18 protein-coding genes and 1 tRNA gene are annotated in these 18,793 nt (G+C 43.2%); 2 read left to right on the forward strand and 17 right to left on the reverse strand.

Annotated elements, in window-relative coordinates:
* Positions 1-52: 52 nt before the first annotated feature.
* From AC4CU2_RS15725 to AC4CU2_RS15795, 15 genes are all read right to left on the reverse strand, one after another.
* Positions 53-128 (reverse strand) — tRNA-Thr (locus AC4CU2_RS15725).
* A 98-nt stretch (positions 129-226) separates the two neighbouring features.
* Positions 227-1,720: an anthranilate synthase component I gene (gene trpE / locus AC4CU2_RS15730; RefSeq protein WP_490769077.1), complete on the reverse strand. Its 1,494-nt coding sequence runs from the start codon at positions 1,718-1,720 to the stop codon at positions 227-229.
* Between the two features lie 111 nt (positions 1,721-1,831).
* Positions 1,832-2,500, reverse strand: a complete 669-nt coding sequence (locus tag AC4CU2_RS15735) for an HAD-IA family hydrolase (RefSeq protein WP_490769078.1) — start codon at positions 2,498-2,500, stop codon at positions 1,832-1,834.
* An 85-nt stretch (positions 2,501-2,585) separates the two neighbouring features.
* Complete coding sequence (locus AC4CU2_RS15740) at positions 2,586-3,329, reverse strand: FHA domain-containing protein (RefSeq protein WP_490769079.1); 744 nt, start codon at positions 3,327-3,329, stop codon at positions 2,586-2,588.
* An 83-nt stretch (positions 3,330-3,412) separates the two neighbouring features.
* A complete protein-coding gene (gspD, locus tag AC4CU2_RS15745; RefSeq protein ID WP_490769080.1) occupies positions 3,413-5,770 on the reverse strand; it encodes a type II secretion system secretin GspD in 2,358 nt (785 codons plus the stop codon).
* A gap of 39 nt (positions 5,771-5,809) precedes the next feature.
* Positions 5,810-6,634 carry a type II secretion system protein N gene (locus AC4CU2_RS15750; RefSeq protein WP_490769081.1) on the reverse strand — a complete coding sequence of 275 codons (825 nt, stop codon included), beginning with the start codon at positions 6,632-6,634 and terminating at the stop codon, positions 5,810-5,812.
* Entirely contained in the window at positions 6,634-7,344 is a 711-nt protein-coding gene (gspN, locus tag AC4CU2_RS15755; RefSeq protein WP_017397056.1) for a type II secretion system protein N, read from the reverse strand. The genes AC4CU2_RS15750 and gspN overlap by 1 nt, the downstream gene beginning before the upstream one ends.
* A gap of 197 nt (positions 7,345-7,541) precedes the next feature.
* Positions 7,542-7,865 (reverse strand): H-NS histone family protein, encoded by a 324-nt coding sequence (locus tag AC4CU2_RS15760; RefSeq protein ID WP_004692786.1) that lies wholly within the window; start codon positions 7,863-7,865, stop codon positions 7,542-7,544.
* Between the two features lie 151 nt (positions 7,866-8,016).
* Positions 8,017-8,445 carry an acyl-CoA thioesterase gene (locus AC4CU2_RS15765; protein ID WP_159153593.1) on the reverse strand — a complete coding sequence of 143 codons (429 nt, stop codon included), beginning with the start codon at positions 8,443-8,445 and terminating at the stop codon, positions 8,017-8,019.
* A gap of 7 nt (positions 8,446-8,452) precedes the next feature.
* Entirely contained in the window at positions 8,453-9,646 is a 1,194-nt protein-coding gene (locus AC4CU2_RS15770; protein WP_490769082.1) for a heme biosynthesis protein HemY, read from the reverse strand.
* Positions 9,647-9,650: 4 nt separating this feature from the next.
* Positions 9,651-10,493 carry a hypothetical protein gene (locus tag AC4CU2_RS15775; RefSeq protein ID WP_004692789.1) on the reverse strand — a complete coding sequence of 281 codons (843 nt, stop codon included), beginning with the start codon at positions 10,491-10,493 and terminating at the stop codon, positions 9,651-9,653.
* Entirely contained in the window at positions 10,490-11,269 is a 780-nt protein-coding gene (locus AC4CU2_RS15780) for a uroporphyrinogen-III synthase (protein ID WP_490769083.1), read from the reverse strand. Before AC4CU2_RS15780 ends, AC4CU2_RS15775 begins: the two co-directional genes overlap by 4 nt.
* A 12-nt stretch (positions 11,270-11,281) precedes the next feature.
* Positions 11,282-12,202 carry a hydroxymethylbilane synthase gene (gene hemC, locus AC4CU2_RS15785; RefSeq protein WP_490769084.1) on the reverse strand — a complete coding sequence of 307 codons (921 nt, stop codon included), beginning with the start codon at positions 12,200-12,202 and terminating at the stop codon, positions 11,282-11,284.
* Between the two features lie 117 nt (positions 12,203-12,319).
* Positions 12,320-13,060, reverse strand: a complete 741-nt coding sequence (locus tag AC4CU2_RS15790) for a LytR/AlgR family response regulator transcription factor (protein WP_490769085.1) — start codon at positions 13,058-13,060, stop codon at positions 12,320-12,322.
* A gap of 51 nt (positions 13,061-13,111) precedes the next feature.
* Positions 13,112-14,266, reverse strand: a complete 1,155-nt coding sequence (locus AC4CU2_RS15795) for a sensor histidine kinase (RefSeq protein ID WP_490769086.1) — start codon at positions 14,264-14,266, stop codon at positions 13,112-13,114.
* On the opposite strand from AC4CU2_RS15795, the gene argH reads away from it, so the two are divergent.
* Positions 14,257-15,690 (forward strand): argininosuccinate lyase, encoded by a 1,434-nt coding sequence (gene argH / locus AC4CU2_RS15800; protein WP_178928100.1) that lies wholly within the window; start codon positions 14,257-14,259, stop codon positions 15,688-15,690. The genes AC4CU2_RS15795 and argH overlap by 10 nt on opposite strands.
* Before the next feature lie 12 nt (positions 15,691-15,702).
* A complete protein-coding gene (locus tag AC4CU2_RS15805) occupies positions 15,703-15,975 on the forward strand; it encodes an oxidative damage protection protein (protein WP_178928101.1) in 273 nt (90 codons plus the stop codon).
* Between the two features lie 496 nt (positions 15,976-16,471).
* Here the strand turns inward: AC4CU2_RS15805 and phoU are convergent, their stop codons facing one another.
* The gene (gene phoU, locus AC4CU2_RS15810) at positions 16,472-17,188 is read right to left on the reverse strand and encodes a phosphate signaling complex protein PhoU (RefSeq protein ID WP_004692799.1); all 717 of its coding nucleotides are present in this window, start codon (positions 17,186-17,188) and stop codon (positions 16,472-16,474) included.
* 89 nt (positions 17,189-17,277) lie between these two features.
* Complete coding sequence (gene abuO / locus AC4CU2_RS15815; RefSeq protein WP_125280612.1) at positions 17,278-18,606, reverse strand: multidrug efflux outer membrane protein AbuO; 1,329 nt, start codon at positions 18,604-18,606, stop codon at positions 17,278-17,280.
* Between the last annotated feature and the right edge of the window lie 187 nt (positions 18,607-18,793).

The raw sequence follows: 18,793 nt of genomic DNA on the forward strand, positions 1-18,793 counted from the left end.
TTTACACTTACTTCAGTGTCGCTCTTTACTTAACTCACTCAACTCTCTAAGATGGTGCCGGCACACGGATTCGAACTGTGGACCTACTGATTACAAGTCAGTTGCTCTACCAACTGAGCTATGCCGGCGTTTCTTAGTGTTTCGTACGTTTCGTATCGGAACGGTGTGCAGTTTAGCAAAACTCAAAAACCTTGCAAGTGTTTTTTTCAAAAAAAACGTCAAAAACTCACAAAATCAATCCGTTTGACGATAATTCAACCGCTTTGATCACTGCGCGAGCTTTTATTTGGGTTTCATTCCACTCAGATTCAGGATTTGAGTCATAAACAAGCCCCGCTCCTGCCTGAACATAGACCTTATTTTCACGAATCACACAGGTACGAATTGCAATCGACATGTCCATTTCGCCATGCCAGCCTAAATAACCAACAGCACCACCAAAAATTCCACGTTTTACGGGCTCAACTTGATCAATAATTTCCATCGCACGGATTTTTGGCGCACCTGAAAGTGTACCTGCAGGGAAAGTTGCTTTAAAAACATCCAAGGCATCTACATCATCACGAACTTCGCCTTGCACATTGGAAACAATATGCATGACATGCGAATAACGTTCGATCACCATTTGATCAGTCACTTGCACTTTGCCAATTTTCGAGACACGACCGACATCATTTCGCCCCAAGTCAATCAGCATTAAATGTTCAGCAATCTCTTTTTCATCCGACAGCAAGTCTTGTTCAAGCGCTAAATCCTCCTCTTTGGTTTTACCACGTGGACGCGTTCCTGCCAGCGGACGTACGGTTGCAATCCCATTTTCAAGGCGAGATAAAATTTCAGGGGAAGAACCGACAATATGAAAAGGCTGATTATTTTCCAAAGTTTGCCCCTGTACCAAGAACAAATAAGGCGATGGGTTCAAATGACGTAGCGCGCGATAGACTTGTAAAGGTTCACCATCAAAGTCAGAGACCATACGATGCCCTGGCACCACCTGCATCACATCGCCTGCACGGATGTACTCTTTCACCGTTGCAATCGATTCTAAAAATTTTGCTTTGCCCGTGAGTGACTCAAAATGCGGTGCAGTATGCGGCGTGGCTTTTAAACTAATTGGCGTTGCGAGCAAATCTTCCAAAGCATCCAGTTGCTGCTGGGCTTGGCTATATGCATCCGCGTCAACCACATCGGCATGCACGATCAGGAATAGCGTATCTTTTAAGTTATCAAACACAATCACTGTTTTAGACAGCATCATCCAAATATCAGGCAAACCCACTGGATCTGCTTCTGGCGCGTTGTTTAAACGCGGTTCAATATAACGTACCGCATCATAACCAAAGTAGCCCACCAAACCACCGGTAAAGCTTGGCAGAGCAGGTAAATCAGCTTGAGTAGGTACTTTATATTGCGACTGAAAATCTCGGATGAATTGAAACGGATCTGTACAGGGTTGCTTTTCTATAGTGCCATCGGTTTGTTGAATGGTCAGCTCACCCGCGTTGCACGAGAACACGGTAGATTCACCTAAACCAATAATCGAGTAGCGTGCCCAGTTCTCCCCACCTTCTACGGATTCAAACAAATAGGCTTGCTTATGCTCTTTTAGGCGCGCAAAAACTGACAATGGTGTCTCAGTATCGGCTAAGCGCTGACGATAGACTGGAATCAGGTTATAACCCGCTGTTTTGAGTTGATCGAATTGAGTTTGCGTTGTCATGAGTGTTCTCTATTTTTTCAATATGGCGTGATCAGTTTTTAAAATTAGTGCTTGGAGTTTCGCCATCGAAAAGTCATATGTTTACTCATGTTCATTCCTTCGTTTACAAAGTTACTTGATCAGTTCACACAGATTATCCACCACTTGCTGTGGCTGACAGTCTAAAATATTTTCACCATGATTATAGCCATAGCTAACCACAACACAATCAATACCCGCACGGCGTGCAGCCTCAACATCATTGGATGAGTCCCCAATCATTAAGACCTGATCTTTGCTTTGTGCATATTGCTCAACACAATGTAACAATTGGCGCGGATGAGGTTTGCGCTCTTCGAAACGATCGCCGCCGATGACATCAGCAAAATAATGGGTCATGCCTAAGTGATCGACAATAGCACGTGCAGGCAATTCAGGTTTATTGGTCACGCAAATCATGGTTTTCTTTTGTGCCAAGCCCCATTCTAAAAACTCAACAATGCCATCGAAAGGCTGAGTTTCCACACATGGGTCGGCATTATAAATTTTTAAAAACGTCTCCAACAATTGTTGTTGCTGAGCAGGATCGACTTTACCCGTTAAATGTTGCAAGGTACTTTGACAAAACAGCGCCGTTCCCTTACCAACCCAGACCCGCACCTGCTCCTCAGCAACAGTAGGCAGTTGCAAAGCATTCAGGCTCATATTCATGGCACGATGTAAATCTGTTGCTGAATCCACCAAGGTTCCATCTAGATCGAAAAGTAAAACCTCTCGCTGTGCCACATTTGCAATATTCATTCACCCTCACCCTTTTTTATCATCTACTGCCCAAAAACAATCAAGGCATGCTTGAGCATGCCTTGATTGTAGTGTGCTCTGCGTTTTATTTGAACATCAGCCAAGCAATAATCGCTAAAATAATCAAAACAATAATCGAGATTAGCCCTAGCGAGGCATTTTTCTGAGTTTCAGCCTCTTGCGCAACCTGTGCTTTTGGAGCCTCGTTGTTCTCAACCTGAGGCACGCTAGGCGCAGTCAAATCCACCCCTGCAGGAATAGGAGCGGGTTTCGGAATACCGACATTTTGCGGCATCCCGTCACGCGTTAAACTCACATTGCCATCGCGTTCTTTTAGCTCAGGCATACCCTGATCGCTCATATGCTGTGCTGCCGTTTTCGGCAGTTCTGGCTCAACAACAGGCGCATCAGCACTCACTTCCGCTTGAGCCGTTTCTGAAGCAGCTACTGCTTCAGATGGCTGGCTAATCGGTGTTTCAACCACAGCTGCGCCCAAAGTTACAGCCTCTACCGATTCCACCACATCTTCTAACGCTTTAGCAGGCTCAAAGACCGAAAACTTTAAGCTTGCAAACTGGACGATATCACCCTGCTTCAACAGTGTTTCTGCCGCAATTTGCACATCATTTACATACGTGCCGTTTGAAGAACCCAAGTCTTGTAGCCACAAAGCATGTTCTTTCAGTAAAAAAGCCGCATGTTTACGCGAAATTTCAGATTGTTGTAATAAAATATCCGCTGTTTGATGACGACCGACCAACATATCACGGTCAATGCTAATTTCCTGACCCGTTAATTCGCCAGTAATTGCTTGTATTTTCCAAGTCATGACTTATCTCTCTATGTGCTGATTTATGATAACACAGAGAATATTCTTTACCATTTCACCTCCATAGATGAATGGCAGGACAGCTAGGCTGAACCTATCGAGACATTCTCAGTATATCGCTCAGGGATGGAATAGCTTGTCGATACCACCTGTGCCATGTGTGCCACACGAGCACCTTGAACATTTTCCATTAGGTTCAAGCCAATGTGAGGATGACCCGCTGGGTATAGCTGACGCGAGGTGGTATTTTTAGGAACATTAGCAACCGGCTGTTTACGAATCGCAGGTTCAATGGCGACAGGCGTTGTTTCAACCATCGGCTGCGTTGAGGTTGGGCTGGTTGGCACCTGTTGATACGATTGTGGCAAGGTCGGTTTGGTTGGTGTCACAGGCAAACGCTGTTGGAAGACATCATCGACATTTTCAGGCAACTTGGCAAAGCTACCATCTTTATCCATCGCCAACTGCAAGCTATAAAGCTGACTGTAGCGCTGCTGAGAAAGACGACGTGCAGACTCCCCATCTCCCACAATCGTCGGATGAATGAAAACCAGCAAATTGCGTTTCTGATCTGACTTACCATCTGAGCGGAACAAACGTCCCAATCCCGGTATTGCACCAAGACCTGGAATCGATTGACGTGAATAAGACGTATTATCCGAAATCAAGCCGCCTAAAACGATGGTATTGCCATGTTCAGCCAAGACTGAGGTTTTAATCGCACGCTTACTGGTAACCAAATCCTGCGCCTGACCTTTATTGGCTTTGACATCCGAGACTTCTTGTTCAATCTCTAAGCGGATGGTTCCACCTTCACCAATATGCGGCACCACTTTAAGCGTTACCCCCACATCTTTACGCTCGATGGTGGTGTAAGGGTTAGCTGTACCTGAAGAAGTGGTAGAAACTGAGCCTGTTACAAAGGGCACATTTTCCCCCACGACAATATAGGCCTCTTCATTGTCCATGGTGACAATCGATGGTGTAGACAGCAAATTCGACTTGGTATTACTTTTTAACGCTTGGATCATCGCGCCATATAACTGACGTGAGCCATCACTGCCTTCTTTATAATCCCCAAGAATTAACGAACCACCCGCGCCAATTGCACTTGCAGCCCCCGCACCGCCACCCGTTAAATAGTTTGCAGCAATACTTTTGAGACTCGAACCAATATTGTCAAAATTAATAATCCCAACACCACTACTTAAATCACCCATCGCCCATTGCACGCCCAGTTGGTCGGCATCGTTACCTTCCACCTCGAGAATAGTCGCTTCAATCAGGACTTGCTGACGGCGGGTATCCAACTGCTGAATAGCCGACTCGATTTCACGCATCAACTGAGGGTCTGCTTTGACCACCAGTGCATTTTGCGAACTATCGGCAATAATACTGACCCCATTACTGTTAAAGCTGGTGATGTTGTTCTGATTGCGATTGGACTGGCTATTTAAGTTAATACTTGGGGTGGAAATCTGTGAAGATGAACCTTCACTCGCGCTATTACTTTGGTTATAGCTGGAATTGCTATTGTTATTGCTGTCGTTAGACTGGCTAGAATTAACAGCCTGCCCTGAGACCAAACCTTGTAAAATTTCGGATAAGCTTTTAGCGCTGGCATATTTTAAGCGGAACACTTTCAAGCCCCCCAAACGCTCCGCAGCAGGCACATCCAGCATCTCGATCATTTGGCGAATACGTTTACGCGTCGCGGTATCTCCTTTTAGAATAATCCGATTGGTCCGGTTATCTGCAATGATTCGTATTCTGGAACCCTTTAAATCTTTGATCGAGCCTGTTCCGCTCATACTTTCTAGTAATCCAATCATTTCTTCAGCCTGACTCGACTGCAACAACACCGCTTCGATGTCATTTTGTCCCGTCCCATCCAAATTACGGATAATGGTCTCAAGCTGATAAATGTTACTGGCACGATCTGACACAATCAGTGCATTGGTGCCATTCACCGCAGATAAATGTGCAAACTGCGGCATCAATGGACGCAGTGCAGGAATCAGGTCATTGGCATTGGTGTTTTCCAGCCAAATCACCCGCGTCACAACCTGATCGCCTGTGGCGCGGTGACGAACATCATAGGGAATGCCAGAACTTTTGACATTACTGTCAGGCACAATTTTAATGGTCCGTCCAGAAGGAATCGCGACCACACCGTTGACATTCAAGACCCCTAAGAACAAGTCGTAGACTTCTTGCTTATTCAACGCTTTGTTTGAAATCACCGTGACATTGCCGCGTACCCGTGGATCAACTGCAAAGTTTTTCCCCGTAATATCGGCAACTTCATTAATAAATGCAGTTAAGTCTGCATCGCGCAGATTAATTTTCCATGTTTGTGCATAGCTGGCTGTACTCACCATGGCAAGCAAAGGCGCTGCGATTGTCAGTGCCCAAACAGGGCGGTGATTCAATAAAGCCATAAATCCAAGTCATTCCTAACTAATATTGGTGATGTTCGATCACTGAAAATTCTGTTGTACCGTAATGATACGATCACCACGTTTCACTTCTATTTTTACTTGTCCTTCACGGCGCGCACGTTCTAACAACTGCGCGTCGTTTTGCCCCTGTCCGATCGTTTGACCATTTAAAGACATAATCTGATCCCCAGCCTGCAAGCCTAAACGACTTCGCAGTGCAGCTGGTGTTTGCTCCGTGACTTGATAACCTTGCCCTGTGTTATTGGTATTTACACCCAAATCTTTTAAATATTGCTCACGATCTTGTTGTAAGTTCTGTACTGCTTGGCCTAATGCTTGCTGCTCTTGACTCACAGCAGGCGCTACAACGGGTGCTGTTGCTGGGGGCACAATTTGCTGATCTAAATTATCAATCCCTTGAAAAAACAATTCTCGGGTTTGCCCACTGTTATTTTTGAGAATCGCGCGATCCCAATACACCTCTGACAAATAATAAGCGCTGCCTTCGATGTTTTCCCCCACCCGATAGCGCTCTGCTACATTATTTACCTTAATCACGGCAGATGAGAACTGACTGGGTTGCCCAACCACCACACCTTGTAGCTGTAAATTGAGCTGATCATCTGCGGGATTCTTACTTTGCTCTGCAAATAGCGCAAAATTGGTAATATTCGGAACTTGAGGTTGCTGTGAACCCAATTCAACACGTGGCATTTGCATAACTTGTGGTGGCGCCACCCAAAGCCAAAATAAGCCAGCCAACTTCCAGCATAGTGCCAAGATCAAAAGCATTAAGCACAGTGGTGCTACGCGTTCAAATTGTTTGAGATTCAGCTCTGGTAATTTTTGCAGATCAAAACCCATTAAAAGCCCCCACTAAGCAAAGGCTGACGTGAACTCACCACATAACTATCTAGGCCTGCTTTGCCTTGATATGACGGGACATTCAACATGAGACGTTGGGTTAATTGCACATCTAACATCAGACTTGGGTCGATGGTCAGGTTCATCAGTTTTTGTTGTCGTTGATCGCGTAAATCGACCATCAGCTTATTTTGCTCCTGCGACAAACGACCCGCTAAGGATGGAATCTGCATTTGTTGTGGGCGCTGCGTAAAGATATACATGAGTTCGCCGCCTGCCCATTGTATTCCCCCATCCACTTGGTCGAATCCTTGCTCTTTTTTATAATTAAAATCAATTTCTTGTAACTGAATCGCATTACTTGGCCATTGCCAATTGGCCAACGACTTTAACGTTTCGGGTGCAATTTTTCCGTTTAAATCACGCACCATTATTTTTTTTCCAAACCCATAGGCCAAAACGCCTTCAAGCTTGGTATTGGCACTATAAATTTCGAGATTGGCCCCTGCACGAAGAAGCAGTAAATCTAAAGGTCGGGTGGTCCAAAGCACAGTTCCACGCAATTTTCCAGTTTGCCAATCGGCCTGTCCATGCCAAATATTACCGCTGACGTTATGTAAAACTTGGTTGTTTTTATAAAATTTTGCAATGAGCCATGCCGCAGGAATTTGCAGCAAAACAAAAATTAAAAAGGCAACGACTGCAAACATCCACCACGTGATGTATTTAGGTTTTGTGATTCTCCCACCACGAACTTTCAATTATTCTTCCTTGCTTCATTTCTTGTCTTTCTTTGATAGACATTATGCATAATTTTACAACAACACCAAACTTTAACTATAAAAAAAACCAAGCAGATGATGCTTGGTTTTTTGAGCTTATGTCACATCTGTGACAAGGTGATGACTTAGATTAGAAAATCTTCAAGCTTCGCACCTTTTTCTAATTGAGCCACTAACCAACGTGGTTGCTTACCACGGCCAGTCCATGTCTCAGCAGCATTGCCTTTGTTACGGTAACGCGGTTCAACCGACTTACGTGTGCCTTTTTTACGCTTAGTCGCGCCAAACTCTAAAATTTGTTCAATGCTTAAGCCTACATTTTCCGCAATCGCGTTAATTTGGGTATAAGCATCTTCAATTGCTTGATCTTTTTTAGATGCAATTAAAGCTTCCGCTTCGATTTGTAGACGCTTTAACTCTTCTACGGATAAATTACTAATATCTGGCATTACATTAACTCCATTAACCAACATTTTATTTACTGAGTCTATTTAATAATATTTTGATTAGACCAAAGACTCAACTCATCCATGACTTAAACAACAATACTTAGACAGTATTTATATAGTCTAGCGACTTTTAAAATAAATAAAAAGATATTTATATTTGGTGACCGACCGTTAACTCAAATTCTTTGAGTTTTTGACGCACCAGTTCAGGAATTAATGTTTTCTGCATATTGGTTTTATCGACGCAAACAATGACCGCTTCCGCTTCCGCAACTAACGCTTGTTGCTGTTCACTCCATAATAAATAGTGCATACGAAATGCACTATTTCTGAGTTCTTCAATACGTGCACTAATTTTTAATTGGTCTGGATAAAATACTGGTTTTAAATATTTGCACTGATTTGATGCAACAACAGTTAGCACATCAGCAGATAAAATACCCGTATGTTCAATATAAGCCAAACGAGCACTTTCAACATAACGATAATACATTACATTATTAACATGACCAAAGGCATCCATATCTCCCCAAGCCACGTGTTGAGTATAAACCAATGGGTAATCTAAAACGCTCTGCATTATGCACCTATATTTTCATTTCTACAAAATTTGCATTATTTTCAAAAATTAAATTTAACTGTTTAATTAAATCTTCATCACCATTTAAAGTCGATTTGATTCTTAAATAGTTCATTAATACATTATCTGGATATAAACTTAATAACGCATCTGCCTGCTCTTGCATGCCTAAAGCAGTATAAATATGCCACTTGGCAAAACTCAAAACCGGCACACTCGTATACTTCGCTTCCCATGCTTCAATGTGCTGCTGCAAATCCACATAATCGGGTTGCTGTTTCAAAAGTTGCTGCTGGAACCACAAATAAAATACTTCCGAATTAAACTGCTGATTGAGCAAATAAATCGACAAGTGTTCGTGCTGTTCACTCATGTCTGGCATACGTGCTAATAACTTAAGCCACAGCAGTTGAACATCATAACTGCGGCTGAAAATCTGATCAGACAAATCCAAATAACGTTGTTTTAAATCCTCTAAATTTTCATAATTGGCTTGATCAAATTTTATCAACAAACGCTTCAGCCATGCTTTTTTCACATCTTGATCTAAATGACCATATTGAGTTGAGCGTAAATAAAGCCATGGAAACAGAATCGCAAAACGTCCCCATAGCTCTTTTAAACACGCTTCATAAGCGGTTTGCACGTCTTTAAGCCAAGGTGACAGTTCATGTTGATTGAGAAACTCAAGATGAGTTAAAGCTTGTTCTGCATCTTCTTGTGCTAAAAACAGTTCAATACGTTGCAGTTCAGCCAACTCAAAGGCCATGGCATTGCTTTGGCTCAAGGCGCTTAAGGCTTCAGGGAACTGCTCCTGCATCAAATATAAACGTGCATCGATAATACTTTTGAGCAAGCCTGACTGCGCGAAGGCATTTTGAATAAAGGCTTGTTGATCTCGGCCTGCATCCAACAACCAAATCACAGCCAGTTGTTCATAAGGATGCAAACTTTTAAAATCAAAAACAGTTTCCGCTTTGCGTTTTTCTCGACTGAGATAGCGTTTTAGCCCCAACCAAACCAAATGCAAGCTAAAACTAAGCAGTGCTAGCGCAATAAATACGATCCAGAGATTGGTTTGTAACTGCCAGTCATGCCAAAACACATAGACATAACCCGCACCATGCCCATAACTCAAGACACTCAACACAGCAATTGCAATTAAACTCACCAAACCATAAGCAATCAGTATTTGTTTCATTCCATTACCCCAACAACGCACGTGTACTTAAAATAGGCGTTGGGACAACCACCAATGTTTTCAGCTTATTCAGCTGTTTCAGCAGCTCTTTGGCTTTAGGGTCTGGAAGTTGCTGGATCAACAGCATCACTTCGGTTAAGTCTTTTTGATATTCGGTATATTGCCCTGCAGCTAAGGCTTGGCGTGCCAACAATAAACGTAACTGAGCTTCTTTAAGCACGATTTGTCGTTGCATTAATGCTGTTGCAGGTGCTTGCGCAGGTTCGAGCCTCAACCATTGCTTCCAAAAGGGTTCGGACGGATCGCGTGTGGTGTTTAACTGAGGTTGTTGTATTTCCCGACTTAAGACCTGATCAATTTGTTGCAACTGACGGTTAATCAGCGCTTGCTGCTCATTGCGCTCAGCCACAAATTTCTGAATGGTTTGCATATCTCGCGCTATGACCTGATGCAAACTTTGCTTCAACGCCACAGCCAAGTTATATTTTTCCAGCTGCATATCTAAAAAAGCCAACTTATCAGTGGCCACCACATACTGCTGTTGCTTTAAGGCAAACTCAACCAAGTCCAGCTGTTGCTTAATAAACAAAATTGGATCAATGCCTTCAACCACCAATTCGGCAGGTTGGCTAATCGTCGCATTCGCTGCTGTTGGGTTTTGTTTCAACGTTTCTTTTTGACGCTGCATAGCCACGACTTGATCGTTCAAATTGGCGCTGCGCTGTTCGATTTGGTGCATTTCATTGAGCAAAGTGGCTTGCTGTGTACTCAGTCCCCACACGTCATAACTTAGCTTCGCAATCCACGCCAATGCAGCCATCAATACAATGATAAGAATCTTCTTCATGCGTTCCCTTGCTCACTTTGTAACAACTGTACAATCGTGGCTGTCTTTAAATCTTTCAGTACACTCATTTTAAACGACACATGCATTTGCTGTTGATACTGCTTCAAGATCTGAGCCAAACGCTCACCCAACACCAAAAAGTGTCCCTTTTGCAGGAGCTGAATATTTGTGTCCAGCAGAGCTAACCAATTCAGCCAACTGGCCTCACTGCTGATCAGTGCGACGTAGTGATTATGTTCTGATAAACATTGAATCAATTTAGCCTGTTGCTGCATCGTTTCATTTGGACAGCGACGCTCATACAAAACAAAGTTCAGTATAAGACGCCCGTGTTGCATTAAGGTGTCCATCATAAACTGACGCCCACCTTCTCCTCGCCAAAATGCAATGCTCGCATCACTGACCATGTTCTGCAAAACAGGCAGTTGTAACATCCCTTCAGAGGTTTCCACCTCAGGCACTACACTGTCCAAACCATATTCAGCCAACGCCTGCGCTGTTTTTTGTCCGACTGCAATCCATTGAATATGCTGTGAATCAGACACCATTAAACCGCTTTGCAGCAAATGTGCCATACCAAACTGCACAGCACTGGGGCTAACCACCACAATCACTTGGGTGTGCGCTAACTGCTGATACAAGCGTGCCAGGTCATGATCCCATGCTCTAGGCAACAACTCCAGTAACGGCAATGGATAGACCTCAATAGCTTGTTGCTCTAGTGCCATCGTGAGGCTTGCCGCGCGATCAACAGGGCGCGTATTAATAAACAGCATCGTTAAGAAATATTAGTGATAAAAGGCTTTGAGTAAATCACCTGCACCTTGAGCCAATAACTCTTGTGCAAGGACAACGCCCAAATGCTCGGCTTCAGCGGCATCACCCGTCACTTGTGCTTTGAGGAGCGTTTGCCCATCGACACTCCCCACACGCCCTTCGAGCTGGATGCGGTTGTCTGCTAAAGTGGCATAGCCTGCAATAGGTACCTGACATCCACCTTCAAGATAAGCATTGAAAGCACGTTCAGCGCGAACACAGGTATCGGTTTCTACATGCAATAAAGGATGGATTAAATCCAATACCGCTTGATCATTTGCACGACACTCTAGCCCTAAAGCGCCCTGACCCACGGCAGGTAAACTCAACTCTGGGCGAATGGTATGACGGATACGCTCTGCCAAACCCAAACGTTTTAATCCAGCACTTGCCAAAATAATGGCATCGTACTGACCTACATCCAATTTAGATAAACGCGTTCCCACGTTGCCACGTAAATCGATAATCTCTAGGTCGGGTCGTTGTTTTAAAATTTGGCATTTACGGCGTAAACTAGAGGTGCCGACCTTTGCTCCTTGTGGCAATGCATCAAAACTCGCATAACTATTCGACACAAAGGCATCTAAAGGATCTTCACGCTCACAAATGACGGCCAGCGATAACCCCTCTGGCAAAGCCATTGGAACATCTTTCATCGAATGCACTGCCAAATCGGCACGACCATCCAACAAAGCGGCTTCAAGCTCTTTGACAAATAAACCTTTTCCACCAATTTTTGCCAATGGCGTATCTAAAATTTTGTCCCCTTGGGTAACAAAAGTCACCAATTCTACTGTGAGCCCCGCATGCAGTGCTTCTAAACGAGCACGAATATGTTCAGCTTGCCAAAGAGCAAGCGGGCTTTGTCGAGTAGCGATCTTCAGGGTTTTCATAAATTTTAGTATGTGCCAATAAGAATGAAACTATCTTAAACTGAATTTCCCCCATTGGAAATGTATTCAGCCTAAAGCGTCCCGTCTCATCAGCAGCAGAATCATTAAATTGGCATGCTAAAGCCTATGTAAGCGCTCTCGCAAGCCCGGTAAATGCCGTCGACTCACCGCTAGACGCTCATCTAACTCACGGCAACGCACTTGATACTGCCCAGAGTTGACCACTTCAAGCCCTTCTAAAAAGTGAACTGAAACCAAGGCATTACGGTGGATACGAATAAAGGCATCCCCAAACTCATACTCTAAGTCTTTTAAGGTTTCATCAATTAAGACACTGCCGTTTTTGTGGCGTACCGTGACATATTTTTGATCCGCCAAAAAATAGTAAATATTTTCAATGGGAACCAATTCCACACCACGATAGGTTTTCGCTGCGATTTGATGTCGCTTTACGTTAAATTCATCCATATTTTCTTTTTGTTTTATCTCGCTCATTTGAGCTTGGGTTAATTTAGTGAGATGACCAAGCACCTGTTGCAATTCCTGTTGCATCACTGGTTTTAATAAATAACCTTCAGCATGTGACTTAAATGCATCAAGTGCATGTTCATCATAAGCTGTACAAAACACCAAAGCAGGCATCGGTTCAAGTTGGCGCAAATAATGCGCACAGGTCAATCCATCCATTTCTGGCATCTGAATATCTAAAAGTACCACATCTGGTTCATATTGTTGAGTTAATTCAATTGCTTGTTGACCATGTGAGGCTGTTGCCACCACTTGATGTCCGAGCTGACTCACCAATCTAGACAAACGTTCGATTGCTAAAGGCTCATCATCACAAATTAGGATGTCCATTTATCTCCTCCCCAACAGTCACCTTGTTTATTTTTATAGGTTCACTGCGGCTTATTTATATTGATACTGCACAACAGTGGTATACATTCCCTCCCCTGCATAGGTTTGAAAGCTCACAGTTCGCCCAAAATATGCTTCTAGACGCTGCTTCACATTTTCAATAGCAATACCATGTCCTTGTCGTTTATGAATTGTTTCCTTTGTAAATGGGTTGGTTATAACGATATTAACTTGATTTTGCAATATTTCAATCAGTACACTTATCGTACTCTTAGTTAAAAATTTTTCAACACCATGAAAAATACTATTTTCAAGTAAAGGTTGTAAAGTTAAGAGTGGAATTTGTACCTGCTTACACAATTCGGCATGCTCGATTTTCCATTCAACCTGTAAACGATCTCCCAAACGAATTTGCTCAATCGCCAAATAACGCTGACACAACTCAATTTCATCACTGAGCTTGACCAGTTTTAACTCTTGGAAACTGGCTCTAAACAGACGCGATAGATTGAGCAACATCTGTTCGGCTTTATCTGGATCAATCGCGATCAAGCTAATCACATTGTTTAAACTATTAAACAAAAAATGCGGGTGGATACGGGCTTGCATCGCCTGCACCCGTGCATTCAGCTCACTGTTTTGCTGCCTAAACCATTGCTCTCTTAGGTACAAATAACGAAAACAAAAGCTGCCTAACAACAAGCCATAACCCAAATGCAAAGCCACATCATTCCATAAGATGGCTGAAGTCAAACCATTGAAACTAAAATTAGCTCCAAAGAAGATCAGTATATTAAGGCTGAGCGTGGTCACCAACACAATGATCTGTAATAGAAAAAAGCCTGACAATAAAGTCATACCGAGACTCAAATCTTGCAACTTTTTTTGTCCATATTGCATTAGCGCAGCAAAAGACAGTAAAACCCAATTGATGTAAAGCATATAGCCCAGTACATGCTCAAACACCAAGTTTGACCAAGACTGTGCCTCAGCCAAAGCCAACAGCATGGCCAACAAATTTCCCCCAACAAATAATTCCAACAAATGTGGCCATTGCACGATTTTGCTAAATAAATAAGAGATATTTGGCTTAGCCATACTGGAAGTTAAACTTTGCGCATCTTGAACTTCGGCAAGTTGTCTTGAATTTGTTATACTCATGCGAGTTCTACCGCTTTTTATCTTATTGAGCCGACATGACCACATCTTCTAATTCCTCAAATCCGTCACAAGCCCAAACTTCGGGTATGTGGGGCGGTCGTTTCTCTGAAGCTACTGATGCCTTTGTTGCTGAATTTACAGCATCTGTACAATTTGACCAACGCTTTTATAAACAAGATATTGCAGGTTCTATTGCTCATGCGACCATGCTTGCAAAAGTTGGCGTTCTGACTGAACAAGAACGCGATGACATCATCAATGGCTTAAACACCATTCAAGCTGAAATCGAAGCGGGTCAGTTCGAATGGCGTATTGACCTAGAAGATGTGCACATGAACATTGAGTCACGTTTGACTCAACGGATTGGCATCACAGGTAAAAAGCTCCACACAGGTCGTAGCCGTAATGACCAAGTGGCAACCGATATTCGCCTCTATGTCCGCGATGAGATCGATGCCATTTTAGAATTACTGAAAAAATTACAAAAAGGTATTTTGAGTATTGCTGCTCAGAACACACATACCATTATGCCGGGCTTCACCCACTTACAAACGGCACAGCCCGTGACTTTTGGTCACCACCTGTTGGCATGGTTTGAAATGTTAGTGCGTGACTCTGAGCGTCTCATTGACTGCCGTAAACGTACTAACCGCATGCCTTTGGGTTCAGCAGCACTTGCGGGTACTACTTACCCAATCGACCGCGCATTTACAGCAGAGTTCCTGGGTTTTGAAGCTGTTTCTGAAAACTCACTCGACGCAGTATCTGACCGCGACTTCGGTATTGAATTCAATGCTGCGGCTTCTCTGATCATGATGCACTTATCACGTATGTCAGAAGAACTGATTCTTTGGACGTCTGCACAGTTTAAGTTTGTAAACATTCCAGACCGTTTCTGCACTGGCTCGTCAATCATGCCACAAAAGAAAAATCCAGATGTTCCAGAGTTAGTACGCGGTAAAACAGGTCGTGTCTATGGCGATTTGATGAGCTTATTAACACTCATGAAAGGTCAACCGTTAGCGTATAACAAAGACAACCAAGAAGACAAAGAGCCTTTGTTTGATGCGATTGATACCGTGCGTGGCTCGCTCATGGCTTTTGCAGACATGATTCCTGCGTTGGTTCCAAACATTGACATCATGCGTGAAGCAGCGCTGCGTGGTTTCTCAACGGCAACTGACTTGGCTGATTACCTTGTAAAAAATGGCGTGGCTTTCCGTGATGCACATGAAATTGTGGGTAAAGCCGTTGCTTTAGGTGTACAAGAATCAAAAGATCTTTCTGAATTAACTTTAGAACAACTTCAACAGTTCTCTGACTTAATTCAAGCGGATGTATTTGAAAAAGCACTAACCCTTGAAGCGTCAGTCAATGCACGTAACCACATTGGTGGAACTGCACCTGCGCAAGTCGAAGCTGCCATTGAACGTGCCCATGCGCGTTTAGAAAAACTTTATGCTCAATAAGGACGTCTAGATATGACTCGACAAGTTTTTTGCCGTAAATATCAAACAAAAATGGAAGGTTTAGACTTCGCACCTTTCCCTGGCGCAAAAGGCCAAGAACTTTTTGAAAGCATCTCCAAGCAGGCTTGGGGAGAATGGTTAAAGCACCAAACCACTTTAATCAATGAAAAACGCCTAAATGTGTTTGAACCCGATGCGAAAAAGTTTCTTGAAGAACAACGTGAGAAGTTCTTTAACAATGATGAAAGCTTAGAAAAAGCTGAAGGCCTAAAGCCTGAGGCGTGATAAAGCGGAGCACTACTCCGCCACGCTGCAAGAGGAAAAGCTATGCTTGGCGTGACCAATATAGAGTATTGCTCTGAAAATTATCTAAAGTAAGCGAAGCACGTAGTTGCACATTTGAAAGCCCCAACATCGGGGCTTTTCTTTTTATTCGTACAATGTTCTATCCAAGCACAGGGATGACCCCCAAAATAGATGACATATTGATGACCCAGTTACGTTATAAAGCAGCTATTTGTATCTAAATAATTAAGTGTAAACATAGCGCTACACAACCATTGCAAAACTCAACATTACACTACAAGAACCTACATGACGCAGAAAAGCATCTTTCCTATAATTGCATTCAAGGATAGAGGGAAACCTCTTATCTATAACGATAAATATCCCCGATTTTAGTCTCAGATTTCCCCCAAAGTCTGAGATTTTTTTTATTCAAAAATGAAGAAACCATTAAAAAGCACAACCGAAGTTGTGCTTCAAAAATAAGATATGCTTTTTATTTTTGGATATGTTTTTCAACTTCTTCAAAACTGGTATGACGCACATCTAAACCTTTCACCATGTAAATCACTTGCTCAGAGATATTACGCGCATGATCGCCAATCCGTTCTAATGAACGCAATACCCACATCACATTAATCACACGGGCAATATGACGCGGGTCTTCAATCATATAAGTCATCAAAGTACGCGTTGCAGATTGATATTCACGGTCAATATCAGCATCGGCCATCATCACACGTAGCGCTTGTTCTGCATCTAAGCGTGCAAAAGCGTCTAGGGCATCATGAATCATGACACGGACTTGGTTACCAATATGACGCGTTTCCATATAACCGCGAGGAGATTCGCCATCTTCACATAAGCTTTGCGCAATACGAGCAATTTTCGCCGCTTCATCACCAATACGCTCTAGGTCGGTATTGGCTTTCGACATCGCAATTACCATACGCAAATCAATCGCAGCAGGATGACGACGCGCCAAAATCAAGGTCAAGGCTTCATCAATTTCACGTTCGAGCTGATTCACCGCATTATCTTTAAACTGAACATCGACCGCTAAGTTGGCATCGGTGTCGAGTAGCGCATGAATTGCATTTGCCACTTGTTGCTCTACCAAACCACCCATGGTCATAAATTTGGTGTTCACATCCTGCAAATCTTCATTGAACTGCGAAGAAATGTGATGGTTTAAAACAGGACTATTTGGCAAAGGACGTACTCCACAGCAACATCATGAGGGACTAAAGATTGAGCGATATTAAAGCATAGCAATTGTGAAGATTTGATGACAAGACCCTTTTATAAGCGTGCTTTGTCCACCAACCATGCATTCATTTCTTGAATATCTTGTTCAGTCAACTTACCCACAGATGCCTTTAAATGCAAGACATTGATCAGATAGTCATACTTAGCATTGACATAATCTTGCTTGGCCGAAAAGGCATTGCGCTGTGCCAGTAAAACATCGACCATGGTTTTTAAGCCCTCTTGATACTGCGCTTGTGAGGCACGAGAGACGAGGCTGGATGATTCCATGGCAGCTTTACGTGCTTGCAACTTGGCTTGGTCTGTTTCCACTTGTAAATAAGACTTTTTCACCTCGGTATTGGCTTTACGGATGGCGGCATCCAATTCAGCTTCAGATTTTTTGACGTTGACGGCAGCTTTTTGAATCGACTTCTTGGTTCGTCCCCCCGTATAGACATTCCAATTCATCTCAATACCAATCTGATCAAAGTTGCCTTTGGCCGACATAATATTCTCAGGCGTCTGCTCACTATAACCATAGCTTCCCACAGCTTCAATTTGCGGATACAACGCAGCTTGTTCAACCCTTTTTTGATCTTCAGCATAGCGCTGCTGTAAACGTGCCTGCTGAATACCTAGGTTCTGTGCGAGAGCTAAATTAGTCCATGCCGAAAGTTCTGCAGGATAAGGCTTTTGAAACTGAAAGTCTTCACGCAGTACTGCCAAGTTTTCTTGATAAGGCCCGATAATTTGCGCCAGTTGTTCCTGCGCCAAGACCAGTTGTACATGAGTCGCAATGCGGTTAGCCTGTGCGCTTTGGTACTGTGCATTGGCTTCACTCACATCACTTTTTGCCACTAAACCTTCTCTGAGTTTGGCATTCATCATATTCAGTTGTTCAAGTAAGGCTTGTTCTTCTTGTAAATTAGCTGCGGTTAAACTTTGTTGGCGCAGTACATTAAAATAGGCTTCCGTCACGTCTAAAATGTGTTGCTGTCGCTGTAGCTGTAAATTGACTTCACTTAAACTGAGGGAGGTCTTGACTTGTTTCAATCCTTCCCACGCATCCCAACGAAAAAGGGGTTGGCGCGCCGTAATCGCCACTTGTTTGGTGGTGGTCGCATCGGGCATGGAAAGAACCGAACTCACTTGCCCAATGGGTTGATTTTTTCGAGTCACATTGCCAGACAGACTAATGGTAGGTAGTAAGTTGCCTTGAGCAATGCCTAAATTGAGTTGATCTGCTTCATATTGGAGTAAATTGGCTTGCCAGTTGGGATCATTGACTTTGGCGCGTTGTAAAGCGTCGACCAAATCCAAGGCATGACTCCACGGCGCGAAAAACAAAACACAGCTGGCTAGGACACATTTAATCTTCATTTTTTTTGGTCCACCTTTTCACCTCACTGGCCTCGTTCTGAGCAACGATATACTAAAACGAGTTGTCATTATTTTCGTATATTTTTTATTGCACTGGTTACAATAGCACCCAATAATTTGTTCATTATGAAGTAAATATTGAATAGTGTCACAGCCGGTTCAACAAAATCATTCACAATACTACACA

This window comes from Acinetobacter sp. 797_lipA, from assembly GCF_058243025.1.

What these genes read in the sequence shown, in the direction of transcription:
- trpE (WP_490769077.1), bottom strand. Translation starts at nt 1,720, where the DNA reads ATGACAACGCAAACTCAATTCGATCAACTCAAAACAGCGGGTTATAAC.
- AC4CU2_RS15735 (WP_490769078.1), bottom strand. Translation starts at nt 2,500, where the DNA reads ATGAATATTGCAAATGTGGCACAGCGAGAGGTTTTACTTTTCGATCTA.
- AC4CU2_RS15740 (WP_490769079.1), bottom strand. Translation starts at nt 3,329, where the DNA reads ATGACTTGGAAAATACAAGCAATTACTGGCGAATTAACGGGTCAGGAA.
- gspD (WP_490769080.1), bottom strand. Translation starts at nt 5,770, where the DNA reads ATGGCTTTATTGAATCACCGCCCTGTTTGGGCACTGACAATCGCAGCG.
- AC4CU2_RS15750 (WP_490769081.1), bottom strand. Translation starts at nt 6,634, where the DNA reads ATGGGTTTTGATCTGCAAAAATTACCAGAGCTGAATCTCAAACAATTT.
- gspN (WP_017397056.1), bottom strand. Translation starts at nt 7,344, where the DNA reads ATGTTTGCAGTCGTTGCCTTTTTAATTTTTGTTTTGCTGCAAATTCCT.
- AC4CU2_RS15760 (WP_004692786.1), bottom strand. Translation starts at nt 7,865, where the DNA reads ATGCCAGATATTAGTAATTTATCCGTAGAAGAGTTAAAGCGTCTACAA.
- AC4CU2_RS15765 (WP_159153593.1), bottom strand. Translation starts at nt 8,445, where the DNA reads ATGCAGAGCGTTTTAGATTACCCATTGGTTTATACTCAACACGTGGCT.
- AC4CU2_RS15770 (WP_490769082.1), bottom strand. Translation starts at nt 9,646, where the DNA reads ATGAAACAAATACTGATTGCTTATGGTTTGGTGAGTTTAATTGCAATT.
- AC4CU2_RS15775 (WP_004692789.1), bottom strand. Translation starts at nt 10,493, where the DNA reads ATGAAGAAGATTCTTATCATTGTATTGATGGCTGCATTGGCGTGGATT.
- AC4CU2_RS15780 (WP_490769083.1), bottom strand. Translation starts at nt 11,269, where the DNA reads ATGCTGTTTATTAATACGCGCCCTGTTGATCGCGCGGCAAGCCTCACG.
- hemC (WP_490769084.1), bottom strand. Translation starts at nt 12,202, where the DNA reads ATGAAAACCCTGAAGATCGCTACTCGACAAAGCCCGCTTGCTCTTTGG.
- AC4CU2_RS15790 (WP_490769085.1), bottom strand. Translation starts at nt 13,060, where the DNA reads ATGGACATCCTAATTTGTGATGATGAGCCTTTAGCAATCGAACGTTTG.
- argH (WP_178928100.1), top strand. Translation starts at nt 14,257, where the DNA reads ATGACCACATCTTCTAATTCCTCAAATCCGTCACAAGCCCAAACTTCG.
- AC4CU2_RS15795 (WP_490769086.1), bottom strand. Translation starts at nt 14,266, where the DNA reads ATGTGGTCATGTCGGCTCAATAAGATAAAAAGCGGTAGAACTCGCATG.
- AC4CU2_RS15805 (WP_178928101.1), top strand. Translation starts at nt 15,703, where the DNA reads ATGACTCGACAAGTTTTTTGCCGTAAATATCAAACAAAAATGGAAGGT.
- abuO (WP_125280612.1), bottom strand. Translation starts at nt 18,606, where the DNA reads ATGAAGATTAAATGTGTCCTAGCCAGCTGTGTTTTGTTTTTCGCGCCG.